The organism is Acidovorax sp. sif0632, from assembly GCF_019218805.1.
Lineage (GTDB): Bacteria > Pseudomonadota > Gammaproteobacteria > Burkholderiales > Burkholderiaceae_C > Acidovorax > Acidovorax facilis.
In genome coordinates this window covers 233,896-249,132 of sequence record NZ_JAHUWW010000003.1, presented here as the reverse complement: position 1 = coordinate 249,132, position 15,237 = coordinate 233,896, and the positions used below count along the sequence as shown (strand labels likewise).

The window sequence follows — 15,237 nt, the reverse complement described above, 5'->3', positions numbered from 1 at the left end:
GCTCGTTCTTCATGGACTTGCGGATCAATCGACGGTTGCGCCCGAGGCCTTGACAACAGGTGCCCACTTGGCGCGCTCCTCGCGCAGCACTCGGGCAAATGCTTCGGCATCGCCCGTCCAGCCGGCAGGCATGCGCTCCGCCCCCATGGCTGCCAACTGCGCCGCTGCGGCGGGGCGCTGCAGGGCCTTGTTGGTTTCGGCATTGATGCGGGCCACCAATGGAGCGGGGATGCCAGCCGGCCCGACCAAGCCGAAGACCACGCTTGCTTCCATCTGGCTGTAGCCCGCCTCGGCCATGGTAGGCACATCCTTGAGCAGCGGTACGCGCTCGGCCGCCGTCACTGCCAGGGCGCGCACCTTGCCGCCCTGCACCATGGGCAGTGCCACCGGCACGGAGGCGAAGAACAGGTCGACCTGGCCGCCGATCAGGTCGGTGAGCGCTGGAGCCGCGCCGCGGTAGGGCACGTGCAGCATGTCCAGCCCGGCCTTGCGCTTCCAAGACTCGCCCACCAGGTGCGCCAGCGTGCCGTTGCCCGACGAGGCGAACGACAGCGAGCCCTTCTTGCCCGCCTGCACCAGCGCCGCCATGCTGGTGTGCGGGCCGCTGGCCGACACGATGAGCACCAGGGGCACCCGGGCCACCAGGGCGATGGGCTGCATGTCCCTCTCGATCTGGAAGGGGATGCGGCCGTACAGGTACTGGTTGATGACCATGTTGCTCGACTCGCCCATGGCCAGGGTGTAGCCGTCCTTGGGCGCCTTGAAGGTGGCGTCGAAGCCGATGTTGCCGCCAGCGCCGGGCAGGTTGTCGGGCACCAGGGTCCAGCGCGCGGACTCGGTGAGGGCGTTGGCCGTCAGCCGGGCCATGCCGTCTGTGCCGCCGCCGGGCGGGGCGGGCACCACGAGCCGGATGGGTTTGCCCGGAAAGGTCTCTGCCAGCGCAGGGCCCGCGGCCAGCACGGCGGCGCAGAGCGTGGCGCGCAGCAGGGCGCGGCGGCCCGGGTGGGAGGGGGTTGGCTTCATCTTCAGGTGCATGGTGGTGGCCTCGGGGTTCTGGTGGAAATTCTGCTGGGGGTGGTGACAAGGGGTGCAATGGGTCATGAAGCGCCTGCGGGGGCCATCAGTGCCGCGAGCAGCGGGCGCGCATCGCCGGCATGTAGGCGGGCCACTGCGTCGATCACTCCCTGCTGCCGGGCCGGGGGCAGTGTGGCCCGGGTGGCCACACGCAGTTTGCGTTCCAGCTCGGCGGTGGACAGCGGCCTGTCTGGGTCGCCGCGCGGATCGGTCAGCGGGGATTCGAACCGGCTCCCGTCGGCCAGCACCACCGCCACGCGGGCCGGCGAGCGTGCCGGAAACAACGGCTCGATGGCTGCATCGTGGCGCACCACGGTGCGCTGCGCCAGGCGGCCCACCTGTGCGTCGGCCAGGTGTGCGGCGCGCAACGGCACCAGCGCGTCGGCACCGTGCAGCAGGCACAGGGCCAGGCAGTAGGGCACGCTGTACTGCGCTTCCACCAGCGAGTCTGGGCGCTGCCGGTTGGACAGGTTGAAGGTTGCCTGGTAGGTGTACACCTCGATGCCGTCCACATCGCTCGCGTTGAAACCGTGCTGCGCCTGTAGCTGCAGCAGGGCCTGCAGCGGCGCGTGGATGTGGCGGCAGCATCCAAAAGGCTTGAAATAGGTGCCCTCGATCAGCGGGGTGCTGCCCAAGCCGCGCAGGGCCGCCGGTGCGTTGAACAGGCGCGCATCGTCCAGCACCGCCGTGGGGCCGGTGAAGCCCGCCAGCGCCAGCTGCAGCGCCGCCCAGCCCGAGGCCGCGCCGGCGGGGATGCCTTCCTTCACGTCCGAGCCGGCCAGGCCTGCCAGCGCGGGCAGGGCAGGCGCGGTCTGCGCCGCGATGGCCAGCGCCTGCGCTAGGGTCGAGGCATCGGTGCCCAGCAAGCGGCCCGCGGCGGCGGCCACGGCAAAGCCGGACCAGGCGCCCGATGGCGCGTAGCTGGTGCGCGCGGCCGCCAGCCGCACGCCCACTTCGTAGCCTGCCACCACCGCAGCAATGAGGTCGCCGGCCGTGGCCTGGGGCAGGGCCTGCGCCAGCGCCAGCACCGTGGGGATGACGGCCGCGCCGGGGTGGCCGCGCGCAATGCGGTAGCCGTCGTCCAGGTCCAGTGCGGCGGTGGCCGCGCTATTGGCCAGCAGCGCGCCGCCCACCGAGGCCGTGCGCCCCGTGAACCACAGGGGCACGCAGCCTGCGCCGTGGAGCACTGCTGCCGCCTGCTGCGCGGCCTGAACACCGGGCTGGTCGAGGGCGGCCCCTGCGCTGGCGATGGCGTCGAGCACGCAGCGGCACACAGCCGCCCGCGTAGCGGAGCTGAGCGTGGCGGAATCCACCTGCACCGCGTGGCGGGCCAGCTGCAGGGCCAGGCCGGGGGCATCTGGCTGCAGGGGGCGTTCTGGCATCAATACATCACTTTTTGGCATAGTATCTGCTGGTGGCTGCCGGGCCCGGTTGTGGGGTTCTCGGTACTTCATTCATGGGATCGAGTGCTGATGCTAAGTGCGCCGGCCACGCGGGTACAGTGACAAGAAGGGTGCTGCTTATGCCTTGGAGGTATGGATGAGGATCGACATGAACATGCGCCACATCGAGGCGTTCCGCGCTGTCATGGTTTCGGGCAGCGTGGTGGGGGCGGCCCGTCTGCTCAGCGTGACGCAGCCGGGCGTGAGCCGCACCATCGCCCTGCTAGAGATGCGGCTGGGCTACGAGCTATTCGAGCGCAAGGGCCGGCGCCTGGTGCCCACCCCGGCGGCACAGGCCCTGTACCGCGAGGTGGAGCAGTTGTACGTGGGCATCGACCGCATCGCGCAGGTGGCCTACGACATCCGCCACCACCGGGCTGGCGCGCTGCGCCTGGCCACCCTGCCCGCGCTGGGGCAGTGGCTGGTACCGGCCGTGGTGGCGCGCTTTCTGGCCACTCGGCCGCAGGTACGGGTGTTCGTGCAGACGCTGCCCTCGGCGCAGATTGCCGAGCTGGTTGCCACGCGCCAGTTCGACCTGGGCGTGGTGGAGCTACCTATGTCGCGCGCCGGCGTGGTGGTGCAGCCGCTGCCGCCAGCGCGCATCGTGGCGGTGCTGCCTGCGGGCCACCGGCTGGCAGAGCGCGGTGAACTAGCGCTGGCTGATCTGGCGGGCGAGCGGCTGGTGCTGCCCTCGCCGCAAAGCTACCTGCGCTACCAGATCGACGATGCCTTCACGCGCCAGGGGATCGTGCCGCAGGTGGTGGCCGAGACGCCAACCTCGCCCCTGGTGTGCGCTCTGACGGCCGAGGGCGCCGGGATCGGCCTGGTGTCTGCCTGGACTCCGGCGCCGCATGGCGATATGCGCCTGTTGCAACGTCCCCTCACCGAGCTGCTGCATTCGCAGTACGCGTGCCTGCGGCCTGAGGGAGCGGTAGCAATGGCACTTGCCGACGAGTTCCAGGAGCTGCTAGTGGGGCAGATGCAGCTCACTCGATAGGCGAGTGAGGCGAACGGCTTTACCACGAGACTTTTGAGAAGGCAGTGCGCCACTCGCGCGCCCGAAGAGAAATCCAATCCACGGCAAACAGGCAAAGCCGTGGATCGAATCACACCGCGCAGGTGTCCTTGTGTAATCCTGGCAAAGAACTTCCCGAGCTGTTCGTTTGCTGGCTTCCTGACCCTCAAAACGGAATATCGTCGTCCATGTCCTCGAATCCCGGGGCTGCTGGCTGCGCGGGCGGCGTAGCCGGGCCAGGGATCGAGGCCGCGCGCGCACCGGTCCGTGCCTTGGCCGCCGCCGGAGTTGTCGGTACCGGGTCGGGCGCCTCATTAACGCCCGCACCATCCAGCGCCGTCTTCAGCGCTGCCTCCACCGCATCGATACGCTGCTTGCAGACCTTGTACGCATTCACCGACTCGGTGACGATGGTCAGCAGATCATCGATGTTGGGCTCGTCCTGGTTGCGCAGCGTTTGGGCATGTCGCTGCAGCACGCCATAGGCTTCACGAAAACTATCCATCACTCATTCCTTCCGGTGTCTGTCGTTCGGACGGGCGGGAACCACTCCGTCGCGGAACTGAATCTCAAGGGCGGGGAGGGCGCGTGCCTGGGCTTGGTCCGTCACGGGCTTCCCCTCAAGCGTGCGCACGATCGCAAAGCCGCGGGCCAGGGTCTTCTCCGGCCCTTGGCCGGTGACCTCGCGCATGAGCGCCTCGGACTGGCCCCGGGCGATCTGGAGGCTGCCCTTGGCGCGCTCTGTCACACCCTGCAGCCGGTCCTCGGTGGCCTGGCTGGCCGCTCGGGCCGCGGCGCGGCCGCGCTCCACCACGGCGTGGAGCGCGAGATCCGACCCGCCACGCGCCTCGGCCACACTGGCCTGGGTCCGGGTGCGCACATCGTGCAGTAGGGCTGGCACCTGCTGTCGGGCCGCCGCCAAGTGCCGCCGGGCCTCAACCTGGGCCTCGTTCCACCGCGCCAGGCTGCGCGCCGCAGCTTCGTGAACTTGCAGCATGGATGCCACTTCCACTTGGCCCATGGCCTGGGTTCTGCCATGTCTGGCTCGGGCGAGATGGGCCTGGGCATCGGCGCGCACCTGGGCCTCGCTGCGGTCGACCTCGGCTCGCACGCGCTGGGTGAGGCGGCCAGCCGCCGTGAAAACGGCCTCGGCCGCCATGCGGGCCTCGCGCGTGCGCTGCAGAATCTGGTGCTCGATGCCCGCGATCACCTTGCTGGGCGTATCGAAGCGCTGGTGGGCCACCTCGTCCGGCAGCGTGTTGTCGCGTTCATGGCCAATGCCGGTGAGCACGGGAATAACGATGCATCGACAGGCGCGAGTTATCTGGAGATCGCTTGCGTGCTGATCGACCACGTCGCGAACACCATGAATGACTGCGGGAGCTATGTTCTCGCATCGTTTGTACCATGCTGGTCATCCGCCACTGATGATCATCTGCGCAACCACAGCTTCATCCTCGTGCCTGGCAAGGGCTGGCATCTGTCCGATGTCCACGACATGAATCCTGCGCCCGGATCGCAAGGACTGAAAGACGTGCAGAATGCTTTCACGAACTGCAGCCGTCGTTGACGATTTATTGTGTTGAAGTCGCCAACAAGTGCGCATATCGATAGGCCTCGTTCAAGAGTCTCCGGTATCTTGCCGGTACGCGCACGCAACCTGAGAGGCGCATCAACTCGTGCTGATTGGAACGTTCTGGGCCCTCGTTTGAGTATCCAGGTGATAAATAAGATTAACTGCGCCATGGACGCATCGACGGCCCGCTTCTACGAGGACAATGCCCAGGACATAGCCAGCCGATATGAGTCGGTGGCCAGCCCTGTGGCCAAGTATTTCCCATTGGCATTTTTGCCGGGTGCCCGGGTGCTCGATATCGGGGCCGGGTCTGGGCGCGACCTGGCGCACCTTCTCAAGAGCGGCTATGACGCCTACGGAGTGGAACCCACGGACGGCCTGCGCGCGGCGGCCGAGGCTGCCCACCCAGAACTTGCAGGTCGGCTCGCAAGTTCTGCACTGCCCGAGTTGGGCATGCCCTTTGATGGCAAGTTCGATGGAGTCCTTTGTAGTGCAGTCCTGATGCATGTGCCGGACCATCAGCTGTTTGATGCTGCTTTGGCTATCCGCGCGCTGCTCAATCCCCACGGCCGCCTGCTGCTATCCCTGCCGCTATCCCGGGGCGACGACTTGGTGGACAAGCGCGATGCCCGTGGTCGGCTGTTCCAGGGATACACCGCTGACGAGATTCAGCTGCTGTTCGCGCGACTGGGGTTTCAATGCATAGGCCGCTGGGATTCCGACGATGCCCTGGCCCGGGCTGGGACGAGCTGGTACACGCTGCTGCTGGAACTGCGCTCCAACGGCGCCTTGCGCGCTATCGACCAGATCGAGGGCGTGCTCAATCGAGACAAGAAGGTTGCCACCTACAAGCTGGCCTTGTTCCGCGCTCTGGCCGACATCGCCATGCACGAGAGCAAGACTGCTGTCTGGCTGGCCGACGGCCAGGTGGGCGTTCGTCTCCTGCGCATTGCAGAGAAGTGGCTGATTTACTACTGGCCCATCTTCGCTTCGCCGCAGTTCATCCCGCAATCGCAGTCTGAAGGGGCAGGTGGCACCAAGCCCGTCAAATTTCGCGCAGCGCTCACGGCCTTGATGCAGCCCTACCGTGATCAGGGAGCACATGGAGGCCTCAGCGCCTGGCACCTGGATTGGCTCGGTGGGCGGCTGAGCAACGATGTACAAGACCAGCTCAGATCTGTTCTCCGCGTGATCGCCGAGACCATCCGCTTGGGGCCAGTCGAGTATTCCGGTGGAGCCCTGGAGTCGGGGACAGTGTTCGAATACGACAAACGATCAGGTCTTGTCCTGATGCCGGCGGACATCTGGAGGGAACTCAGCCTGCTCGGGCACTGGATCTCCGATGCGGTCGTGCTGAGGTGGGCTGCGCTCACAGAGCGCTTTGGGTGCAGGCAAGGAATCACGTCCGGCGCAGTGCTTCCGCTATTGCTTGCACGTCCTGACCCGGAGCGTGCGACCATGCTCGCCCGCCAGGCATATGAAAACGCAGGCGTAACCCGGTGCACATGGTCCGGTCGGCCTCTCAAGCAGCACTTCGTAGTCGATCACGCCATCCCTTTCTCACTGTGGGCGAACAACGACTTGTGGAACCTTCTGCGGGTCGATCAGCAGGTCAACTCCAACAAGTCCGACAAACTGCCGTCGGCGCAACTGCTCAATGACCGCCGTGCTGCAGTCCTGGAGGACTGGGTGGTCCTGCGCTCGGCTCAGCCGAGCCTGTTCGATCGCCAAGCAAGCCAACTGCTGGGGTGGACGCCCGGCGATTCGCCGCAATGGGCCGATGCGATGTTTGGGCGGTTCCGTGAAGCTGTGGAGGTGACAGCGCTGCAGCGGGGTGTGGAGCGTTGGTCGATTTGAGTTGTCTCGGCTGCTTGGACTGGTGCCTCGCGAAAGAAAGCGCAAGTCCGACTGCTCAGCTGGCCAACACAATAGATCTTTGCATCGGCTTGTATGGAGAGACGCCATTGAATGGTGAGCATCCAGCAGTTGCATCAGCGCACCTCGAAGCACATTGTGCTAACTAGAGTTAGTTGATTTTCAGGTATTTGACTTATATCTGTTTTTGAGATATTTTCCGTTTATCTGAATTTCAGGTATCAGCCATGGCGACGACATCACATCCGCTGGTCACTGCCGGCCAACTGGGGTCGATGCTGCAGGCTGCACGCAAGGCACAGGGGCTGACCCAGTCGGCGTTGGCCAGCCGTGTCGGCCTGAGCCAGTCACGGGTTTCTCATTTGGAACTCAACGCCCACGAACTGAGCGTGGAGCAACTCCTTGCATGGTGTGCCGCGCTGGGCCTGGAACTGGCCGTCGGGACCCGGGGTAGCGCGGCAGTGTCAACGGCTCCGACCACGGATTGGTGAGATGGGGCGTCGATCGCATAGTCGCAGCCTGTCTATCTGGACCAACGGTGTCCGCGTGGGCCGGTGGACGATTCCCGCTCGCGGCGAGGTGGAACTGCAGTACGACGCGGACTGGATGGGGGCTGATATCGGCCGGCCGCTGTCCCTGTCCCTGCCGTTCAACCTGCAGAACCTGCCGGCCAAGGGCGAAAAGGTCGCCAATTACTTCGACAACCTGCTTCCGGACAGTGACGCGATCCGTCGCCGCGTGGCCGAGCGATTCAGGACGGGTTCGACCGAGCCGTTCGATTTGCTGCAGGCCATCGGGCGCGATTGCGTGGGCGCCGTCCAGATCCTGGATGAAGACGAGGTGCCCACCGGTTTCGATCGAATCGAGGGCGAGCCCCTGTCGGAGGAAGCTATCGAGCGGCACCTGATCGAAACCGTTTCTCCGCAGGCCTTCGCTGCGAGCCGAGACCCGGATGCCGATTTCCGCATCTCGCTGGCCGGTGCGCAGGAGAAGACGGCCTTCCTGTGGTGGGGCGGGCATTGGCTCGTGCCGCGTGGTGCCACGCCGACGAGCCACATCTTCAAGCTCCCGCTCGGCCTGATGGGCGGGCGGCAGGCGGATTTCAGCACGTCCGTCGACAACGAATGGCTGTGCTTGCGGCTGCTGAAGGCCTATGGCTTGCAGGTGGCCGATGCCCGCATAGCGACCTTTGGCGGACAGCGCGTGCTGGTGGTGGAGCGATTCGATAGGCGCATCGCACCCAATGGGCAGTGGTTCATGCGTCTGCCGCAGGAAGATTTTTGCCAGGTCGAGGGCTGCTCGCCATTGCGCAAATATGAGAACGACGGCGGCCCTGGGCTCAAGGCCTTGTTTGGCACGCTGCGGCAATCGGTGAATGCCGAAGCCGACATGAAAACGCTGATGGCGGCTCAGGTGTTGTTCTGGTTGCTGCGAGCCCCCGATGGTCATGCCAAGAATTTCAGTATTCAGCTTCTGCCTCGCGGGCGTTTCCAGTTGGCCCCGCTGTACGACGTCATGTCGGTCTATCCGGTGTTGGGCAACGCTCCGAACCAGTGGTCGCCACATGAAATCAAGTTGGCGATGGCCTTGCTCGGCAAAAACCGGCACTACGAGATGCAAGGTATCCAGCGAAGGCACTTCAATAGCACCGTGCAGAAGGTCGGCTATGCCTCGACCGCCGAGCCGATCATCGAAGAAATCCTTGCCCGGACTCCAGCGGCCATCGCCGAAGTGCAAGCCGAATTGCCACAGGACTTCTCACCGCGCGTTCTTGACGCCATCCTGGGCGGCCTTGAGCAGGCGGCCCGAACACTCGGTGGGATGCCGCCGTAAGCGGTAGAAGAGGGGGGGCAAGCGCGCTTGGGTGTCGTGTCTCAATAGGTCGTGCATCCGATTGGGTGTTGGAGTTGGAGTTGCCCCGCTTCGGGATCACGGAGAAATCCCACCGGATGAACAGCCATAGGAGTATTTGCTCTGGTGCGCTGGGCTGCGCCTGCATGGATGGAATGGGTCGGATGTCCCTGGCACTCTACGGAATCGGCGGCAGGTGTCGCAGGATCGGAAAGGGAGTCATATGAGACCAGCAGCACAGACTCACAAGGAGCGTGGCAACCAACGGGAAGCTGTCGATAGAGAAATCACTGACCGTGCTGCCCAGTTGATGAGGCAGGCGCTGTCGCTGCTGGAGAGTGGTGAGCCGATACGACGGCTGTCTTTGGAAGATGGAGGCGGCGAAGACCGCCTGTTGCGGTTGCCAGAGGTGCTGCGCTTGACGGGGATGTGCCGCTCGGCCCTTTACGACCAAATGGCGCGAGGGCAGTTTCCGGGTTCTATCAAGATCGGGCAGCGTGCGACCTCATGGTCCGCCAAGGCAGTACGGAACTGGATAGCGCAGCGTGTGGATGGTTTGCAGCCTAGAGCTCGCTGACGATGTGGTGATGGCATCTTGGGCTGCTCCAATTGATCGGTCATGAGGCCGTCTCTATCGAGAATTTTTCCCGCAGCAGCTATGGTGAACACGGTGGGGGAACAACCGGGGGAACAACTAAAAAAATAAAAAAGCGAAATCCAGCTTTCATGCGGGTTTCCAGATTTCATTCAATTGACGCCAGCTCCACCACCATAACGTCCAAGGGCGTTCGCTGATTTCCAGCGAACGCCCTTTTCATTGGTAAAACAGGTACTTACGGTGCATGGACATGCGCCGTAGTTCGCTGGTAGCCACAGCTAAACCGGGGAACGGATGGGGGAACAAACCTGAAAAATCACCGACTGCGCCTAGTTGTTCCCGCGTTTCCTTCGGGGGCTATTGCATCCATGCATTCCAAGACTCTTTCCAGAAACTGCTGCACCGAAAGATCCTTGTTTGCCTCCCAGGGGTTGGTATGCTGACCGTCGATGCCCTGGGAAATATTGGCAATTGGGTGCGATAGATTGGTCGGCAGGGGCTGTTTGCCTGCGGCGAGAGCCGCGAGGTTTGAAAAAAATAGCCCGCACGAGGCGGGCTAAATCATTGCATCACTCGCACAGGGGAGGGGCGAACCGCCAGATTTGACGGTAGGTGCATCCTAAGTCCGGTTCCGATTGGTGTGCGATGGGCGGGTCAGTAAATCGTGAAATATGTCCGGTTTACACAGGCCTCCGACGTGTCAGCAGGGTTTGAAGGTTTTAGCGCGACGAACAAAACTCCCCTGGCGGCCGCCCGTCTTGTTGTACGGCTTGTACTGCCTGCGAAGGAACGCTTAGCCCGGGCCGCTGCGCTAGGTTTTGTTCGCCGCTCTTGGCTGCAGTGCCGCTTGTTCCATGCATCGCAATCGCAGCGTTGTGAAGATGGGTTTTGGGTCTACGGACCGTATCGCCAAGCGGCGCAGGTTGTCACTGGACGACGCAGCTTGATTAGATCGCGAGGTTGTAGCTTCGTGTATCAATTCTTGAGCCTCAGGGGCTCACGCCGCACAATGCACGCTCGTTCACGCCGGAGGCCACCATGCCAATGGAGTACTTGAGGGCGCTGGAGCGCGACGCGCTTCCCCTGATTGAATCGGATGTCGTCAACATCGACAAGCTGCGCATCCTGCGAGCGGCTGGAATGGTGGAGGTGCAGCTTCCGCCCGTCGATTCACCCCATCAGAAAGCGCAGGTGCTGTATGTCACTGGCCTCGGTTGTGCGACCCTGCGAGCCTGTGGAGCCAGCGTCAAGACACACCACCGGGAATCGCATTGCGATCTGGAGTCTTCCTACGACTGAGGGCCCTGGTGGGGGGATTCCTGGAAAAGCTCTAGGCACCGGGAGAAATCGTCCTACAGAGTGTTGCGCTGCACCAGAAGGGCCATAGTCGCAGGCCAAAAATACGATGAAGCATCTGTATTGCTGGCACGGCCAGACGAAAGGTGCATATGAGCAGTTGGTACAAATTGGCGCTTGGCAACGACGATGAGGCCTTTGAGCCTGCCTTGCGAATCCAGCAGATGTTCATGTCGAAGTTCTTGATGTGTCCTCCTGGTTCTGGCAGGGCACTTTTTTCTTGCTACGACAAGGCGAACGACAACCTCTGGCTGTACTTTTCCCCGGCAGCGCAGGACATCGCATTGCGTGTGTATGCACAGCCGTGTGATTCCCCGACAGCACTGGACTGCATTGGTCTGCTGGCCGGTGAAGGCGATGCGCTCGGAATGGGGGAGTCTCCTTTGCTGAAAAAGGCGGCGTAGTCCTCGTCCGGACAAGGGCACTTGCAAACCCGGCCTCTTGGTATTACGCACTTGGCGTGTATGCGCTGTCCCACATCCGTGTTCTCTGGGCTCTGACATGCGCTCGTGCATGGGCATGTGCCAATCTTTTTGCCGGCCTTCATCGGAGCGGCCTGAGGAGTAAAAATGTTGTCCTACGATCCCACGCTTTCTCACCACCTGGAAGCTTGCCCAGAGGCTCCCTCTCTGCAGATGGGCCAGCCCGCAGACAGGCTCTTGCAACGCCAGCAAACCGACAACCTGCCTCTGGGCCGCAGCGATAGTCACGGCCTGGAGCGGGAGTTGCAGTTTGCCGATCTGGACTGTCAAGAGCCGCAGGCGATGGGCTGATGACTTTTCGCCTGCAAATGGGTGGTTGCGGAGCAAAGCGATGTCGGTGCTGACACTGCACATCCGCCCGGAAGGTGCCCAGCAGTATCTGGCAAGGGTGTTCGACGGAAAAATTCTGGTCGGTGTTCCGACCTTGCACCCCGGCATCAAGGAGGCGATAGAGGCGTATGGCTTGGGCCAAGGCTTCGCGGGGGTGATTGCCTTCCATATCTGGTATGGCGGCTGGAGCGTCGGCACCATACCACTCGACCGGATGCGGACTGAGGCTGCCGAGTTAGCAAAACGGCTTGTTGTGCTTTCCGCCGTGGTCCGTTAAGTGCACTCGCAGCTATGTTGCAGGCTGGTGGGTGGCATAGCACGGGGGTGAAACAAAATGAAATAAATCGAAACTGCGTCGAGACCCCATCGGCGGGGTCTGTCGGCACCATCAGGGTCATGTTCAACACCGTCCATGAAAGGACTGCACCATGAAACCCTGGATCAAGAAAACCCTGATGGGCATCTTCGGCGCCTCCATTGCCGTGGGCGGCTTGACGGCCTGCTCCAGCAGCCACCATCACCGCGGCCCGATGAGCCCCGAGAAGATGGCCGAGGTGCGTGGCAAAGTGGTGGAGCGCGTGAGCAGCAAGCTGGACCTGAACGAGGCGCAAAAGCTCAAGCTCAATGTGCTGGCCGACAAGATGGAAGCCCAGCGGGCAGCTTTCATCGGCAAGACTGCGGACCCGCGCACCGAAATGCAAGCGATTGTGGCGGGCGCCAAGTTTGACCGCGCGCGGGCGCAGACCTTGCTGGATGAGAAAACCCGCGCGGTCCAGGCCAACAGCCCCGAAGTCATCAGCGCACTAGCCGATTTCTACGACAGCCTGAACCCCGACCAGCAGCAGAAAGTGCGCGAGATGATGCAGAGGCGCAAGGGCTGGATGGCGCGCGGCTGATGGCGGGGGGCGTTCACATGTCTCCTACGCTGGAACCCATCCACCGCCTGGCACAGGGCGTGCGCAAACATGGGCCTGCGCTGCTGGCGGGCATGCCCGACCCCCACGACGAGTTGATGTCGCTGGTCTGGGGGCCGCGTTTTGACCGCGAACATGCGCTGGGCCTGGTCGCTCGCCAGCCTGCAGCCGCAGCGCAGACCCTGCCGGCGCTGCTGGCCGCCGCAGACCACTTTGACACGCTGCATTCCGGCGCCCAGGGCCGCCTGCGCAAACTCATCGTGCGACACCGCGCATTGCGTGTGGTGGACAGCGCTCGGGGGCCCGCCCACGGAGCGGACGCCTGACGGTGTGAGAATTGCGCATGTACCGCATCCTGCTTATTGACGACGACGCACAGCTGGGCCCGCCACTGGCCACCTACTTCCAACGGTTCGAGCTGGAGTTGATCCATGCCCTCAAACCGAGCGACGGGCTTGCCCAGCTGGCGACAGGCGGATTTGATGCCGCCATCCTGGATGTCATGCTGCCCGAAATGGACGGGTTTGAGCTGTGCCGCACCATTCGCAAGCAGGGCGATCTGCCCATCGTGATGCTGACCGCCCGGGGCGAGGTGATGGACCGGGTGGTGGGGCTGGAGCTGGGAGCCGATGACTACCTGCCCAAGCCTTTTGAGCCGCGTGAATTGGTGGCTCGACTGCAGACCGTGCTGCGCCGCCGCCGGGCCAGCGCGCCCGGGAACGGCTCGGGTGCCACGTTGGAGTTTGAAGGCCTGAGCATTGATGCAGCCCGCCGCAGCGTGTTGCGCCAGGGGGTGGCGTTGGAGCTGACGGGCACCGAATTCGACCTGCTGCACCTGTTGGCCCGGGAGCCTGGCAAGGTGTTCAGCCGCGACGACATCCTCAACCAGCTGCGCGGGCATGAGGCCGAGCTGTATACGCGCGCGGTCGATATTGTGGTCAGCCGCCTGCGCAAGAAGCTGGAGCCGCTGGACTGCATCAAGACGCTGCGCAACGCGGGCTATTCGCTGGCACTGCGCAGGGCGGCCAGTGCTCCGCCTGGCGCCCCTTCTTCGGCATCGACCTGGCCATGAAGCCCTCCGATTCACAGCTCGGGCACGATCCCGCCTGCCCATGGCACCGACGTGCGCGCGATGCCGTCGGGTATTCGCTGCGCATCCGCCTGGTGCTGGTGTTCATGGCACTGGCCGTGACCGTGGCCGTGGTCTTCATGGGTGGCATGCAGAAGGTGGTTGCCCTGGGCTGGAAGGAGGCCGCACGTCCGCTGCTGATGGACTATGTGGACCGCCTCACCGCTGAGATTGGCAGCCCGCCCAGCATCGAGCGGGCACAGGCCATTGCCGACCGGCTTCCGGTGACGCTGCGCATCGACGGGCCGCAGATCCACTGGGATTCGCACCCCGATCGGCCGCGCCCGGACTGGATGAGCGACAAGGTCCAGCGCCAGGACCACTGGAGCCGCGATGACACCGGCTACCGCCTACTGCAGCGCACCACGGCAGATGGCCACCACATCGAATTCGGGCTGAACGCGCTGTCGTGGGACAAGCGCCCGCGCATCGCCTGGGGCACGCTCACGGTGTTGCTGTTGCTCACAGCGCTGGCATTTGTGTATGTGCGCCACCTGTTGCGGCCCCTGGACGACATCCGGCATGGTGCGCGGCGCTTTGGCAATGGCGACTTTGGCGAACCTATTCCGGTGCGCCACGCGCACCGGCCCGATGAGCTGGGACAGCTGGCGGGCACCATCAACACCATGGGCGAAGACATCCACCAGATGCTGGAGGCCAAGCGGGCGCTGCTGCTGGCCATGAGCCACGAGCTGCGCAGCCCGCTCACGAGGGCGCGCCTGAACACCGAGCTGTTGCCCGAATCGCCCGATGTGCTTGCCCAGCGCGCAGCCCTTATGCGCGACTTGGGTGAAATGGCACGGCTCATTACCGACTTGCTCGAAAGCGAGCGCCTGGCCGGGCGTCATGCGGCCCTGCACCGCGAGCCCACTGACCTGGCCGAGCTGGCGCGTGAGGTGGTGGCGGAACTGGAAGTGCGCCACCCTGGGGCAACAGCGATCACGCTGCTTGTGCCCGGCACTTTGCCCACCTGCATGCTCGACCGGTCCCGTGTGCGCCTGCTGATGCGCAATCTGCTGGACAACAGCCTGCGCCACAACGACCCCGCAGCCCAGCCGCCGCAGATCGAACTGCGAATGAACGAAGGCGTGGTGGAGATCGAAGTGCGGGACCACGGCCCCGGCGTGCCGCCTGCGCATCTGCCGCATCTGGCCCAGGCGTTCTACCGCCCCGACACGGCGCGCCAGCGCACCACAGGGGGGGTAGGGCTGGGGCTGTACCTGTGCCGCCTGGTCACGCAGGCCCACGGCGGCACCCTGCTGGTGCGCAATGCGGAACCGGGCCTGAGAGTCACGGCGCGCTTGCCGTGTCCTGACGGTGCGGCACAGGCAACTGCTGGCGCGCCAGGCTGAGCGCGGCGCAGTCCACGCCGATATCTGGCGCACACGGTTGGTGCGCTTGTGGCCTGCATCGAGATGGCGCAACGGGTGCTGCTCCAACCCGCCCTGGCAGCCCTGTGCTTTGCGGTAGGTGTCAAAATAATGCCTGAAATGGCTGCTAGCGCTTTATGGGTAAGCGCTAATAGCTATTATTTTAATAGTGAAATTGCCCGGCCCATGGAGACCCAAGCCGCCAAGCCAGATCAGCTGGCCCCG

At 64.0% G+C, this 15,237-nt stretch carries 18 protein-coding genes; 14 read left to right on the top strand and 4 right to left on the bottom strand.

Annotated elements, in window-relative coordinates; genetic code table 11:
* Positions 1-24 precede the first annotated feature (24 nt).
* Positions 25-1,101: a tripartite tricarboxylate transporter substrate binding protein gene (locus KW832_RS11075; protein WP_255577670.1), complete on the bottom strand. Its 1,077-nt coding sequence runs from the start codon at positions 1,099-1,101 to the stop codon at positions 25-27.
* The gene (locus tag KW832_RS11070; RefSeq protein WP_255577669.1) at positions 1,098-2,456 is read right to left on the bottom strand and encodes an MmgE/PrpD family protein; all 1,359 of its coding nucleotides are present in this window, start codon (positions 2,454-2,456) and stop codon (positions 1,098-1,100) included. The genes KW832_RS11075 and KW832_RS11070 overlap by 4 nt, the downstream gene beginning before the upstream one ends.
* A 169-nt stretch (positions 2,457-2,625) precedes the next feature.
* On the opposite strand from KW832_RS11070, the gene KW832_RS11065 reads away from it, so the two are divergent.
* Positions 2,626-3,513, top strand: coding sequence for a LysR substrate-binding domain-containing protein (locus KW832_RS11065; protein WP_255577668.1), 888 nt, complete (start codon positions 2,626-2,628; stop codon positions 3,511-3,513).
* Positions 3,514-3,697: 184 nt separating this feature from the next.
* On the opposite strand, the gene xseB is transcribed toward KW832_RS11065, so the two are convergent.
* Positions 3,698-4,036 (bottom strand): exodeoxyribonuclease VII small subunit, encoded by a 339-nt coding sequence (gene xseB, locus KW832_RS11060; RefSeq protein ID WP_255577667.1) that lies wholly within the window; start codon positions 4,034-4,036, stop codon positions 3,698-3,700.
* 3 nt (positions 4,037-4,039) lie between these two features.
* Positions 4,040-4,822 (bottom strand): exodeoxyribonuclease VII large subunit, encoded by a 783-nt coding sequence (locus KW832_RS25660; protein ID WP_370628677.1) that lies wholly within the window; start codon positions 4,820-4,822, stop codon positions 4,040-4,042.
* On the opposite strand from KW832_RS25660, the gene KW832_RS25655 reads away from it, so the two are divergent.
* The 13 genes from KW832_RS25655 (at position 4,802) to KW832_RS10990 (ending at position 14,994) form a co-directional block, all read left to right on the top strand.
* Positions 4,802-5,101, top strand: coding sequence for a HipA domain-containing protein (locus KW832_RS25655; RefSeq protein ID WP_255577666.1), 300 nt, complete (start codon positions 4,802-4,804; stop codon positions 5,099-5,101). The genes KW832_RS25660 and KW832_RS25655 overlap by 21 nt on opposite strands.
* Before the next feature lie 174 nt (positions 5,102-5,275).
* Positions 5,276-6,964: a methyltransferase domain-containing protein gene (locus KW832_RS11045; protein WP_218299922.1), complete on the top strand. Its 1,689-nt coding sequence runs from the start codon at positions 5,276-5,278 to the stop codon at positions 6,962-6,964.
* 245 nt (positions 6,965-7,209) lie between these two features.
* On the top strand, positions 7,210-7,473 hold the full coding sequence (locus KW832_RS11040; RefSeq protein WP_218299921.1) for a helix-turn-helix domain-containing protein: 264 nt from the start codon (positions 7,210-7,212) through the stop codon (positions 7,471-7,473).
* 1 nt (position 7,474) lies between these two features.
* A complete protein-coding gene (locus KW832_RS11035) occupies positions 7,475-8,815 on the top strand; it encodes a type II toxin-antitoxin system HipA family toxin (RefSeq protein ID WP_218299920.1) in 1,341 nt (446 codons plus the stop codon).
* Between the two features lie 241 nt (positions 8,816-9,056).
* On the top strand, positions 9,057-9,410 hold the full coding sequence (locus KW832_RS25910) for an AlpA family phage regulatory protein (protein WP_218299919.1): 354 nt from the start codon (positions 9,057-9,059) through the stop codon (positions 9,408-9,410).
* Positions 9,411-10,469: 1,059 nt separating this feature from the next.
* A complete protein-coding gene (locus KW832_RS11025; RefSeq protein ID WP_121506122.1) occupies positions 10,470-10,730 on the top strand; it encodes a hypothetical protein in 261 nt (86 codons plus the stop codon).
* Between the two features lie 149 nt (positions 10,731-10,879).
* Positions 10,880-11,191 carry a hypothetical protein gene (locus KW832_RS11020; RefSeq protein ID WP_055394110.1) on the top strand — a complete coding sequence of 104 codons (312 nt, stop codon included), beginning with the start codon at positions 10,880-10,882 and terminating at the stop codon, positions 11,189-11,191.
* 165 nt (positions 11,192-11,356) lie between these two features.
* Positions 11,357-11,560, top strand: coding sequence for a hypothetical protein (locus KW832_RS11015; RefSeq protein ID WP_121420405.1), 204 nt, complete (start codon positions 11,357-11,359; stop codon positions 11,558-11,560).
* 40 nt (positions 11,561-11,600) lie between these two features.
* Positions 11,601-11,876, top strand: coding sequence for a hypothetical protein (locus tag KW832_RS11010; protein ID WP_218299917.1), 276 nt, complete (start codon positions 11,601-11,603; stop codon positions 11,874-11,876).
* 151 nt (positions 11,877-12,027) lie between these two features.
* Positions 12,028-12,495, top strand: coding sequence for a Spy/CpxP family protein refolding chaperone (locus KW832_RS11005; RefSeq protein WP_218299916.1), 468 nt, complete (start codon positions 12,028-12,030; stop codon positions 12,493-12,495).
* 17 nt (positions 12,496-12,512) lie between these two features.
* On the top strand, positions 12,513-12,839 hold the full coding sequence (locus KW832_RS11000) for a hypothetical protein (RefSeq protein WP_055394234.1): 327 nt from the start codon (positions 12,513-12,515) through the stop codon (positions 12,837-12,839).
* Positions 12,840-12,856: 17 nt separating this feature from the next.
* Positions 12,857-13,585, top strand: coding sequence for a response regulator transcription factor (locus KW832_RS10995; RefSeq protein WP_218299915.1), 729 nt, complete (start codon positions 12,857-12,859; stop codon positions 13,583-13,585).
* Complete coding sequence (locus KW832_RS10990) at positions 13,582-14,994, top strand: HAMP domain-containing sensor histidine kinase (protein ID WP_121420400.1); 1,413 nt, start codon at positions 13,582-13,584, stop codon at positions 14,992-14,994. Before KW832_RS10995 ends, KW832_RS10990 begins: the two co-directional genes overlap by 4 nt.
* Positions 14,995-15,237: the final 243 nt, after the last annotated feature.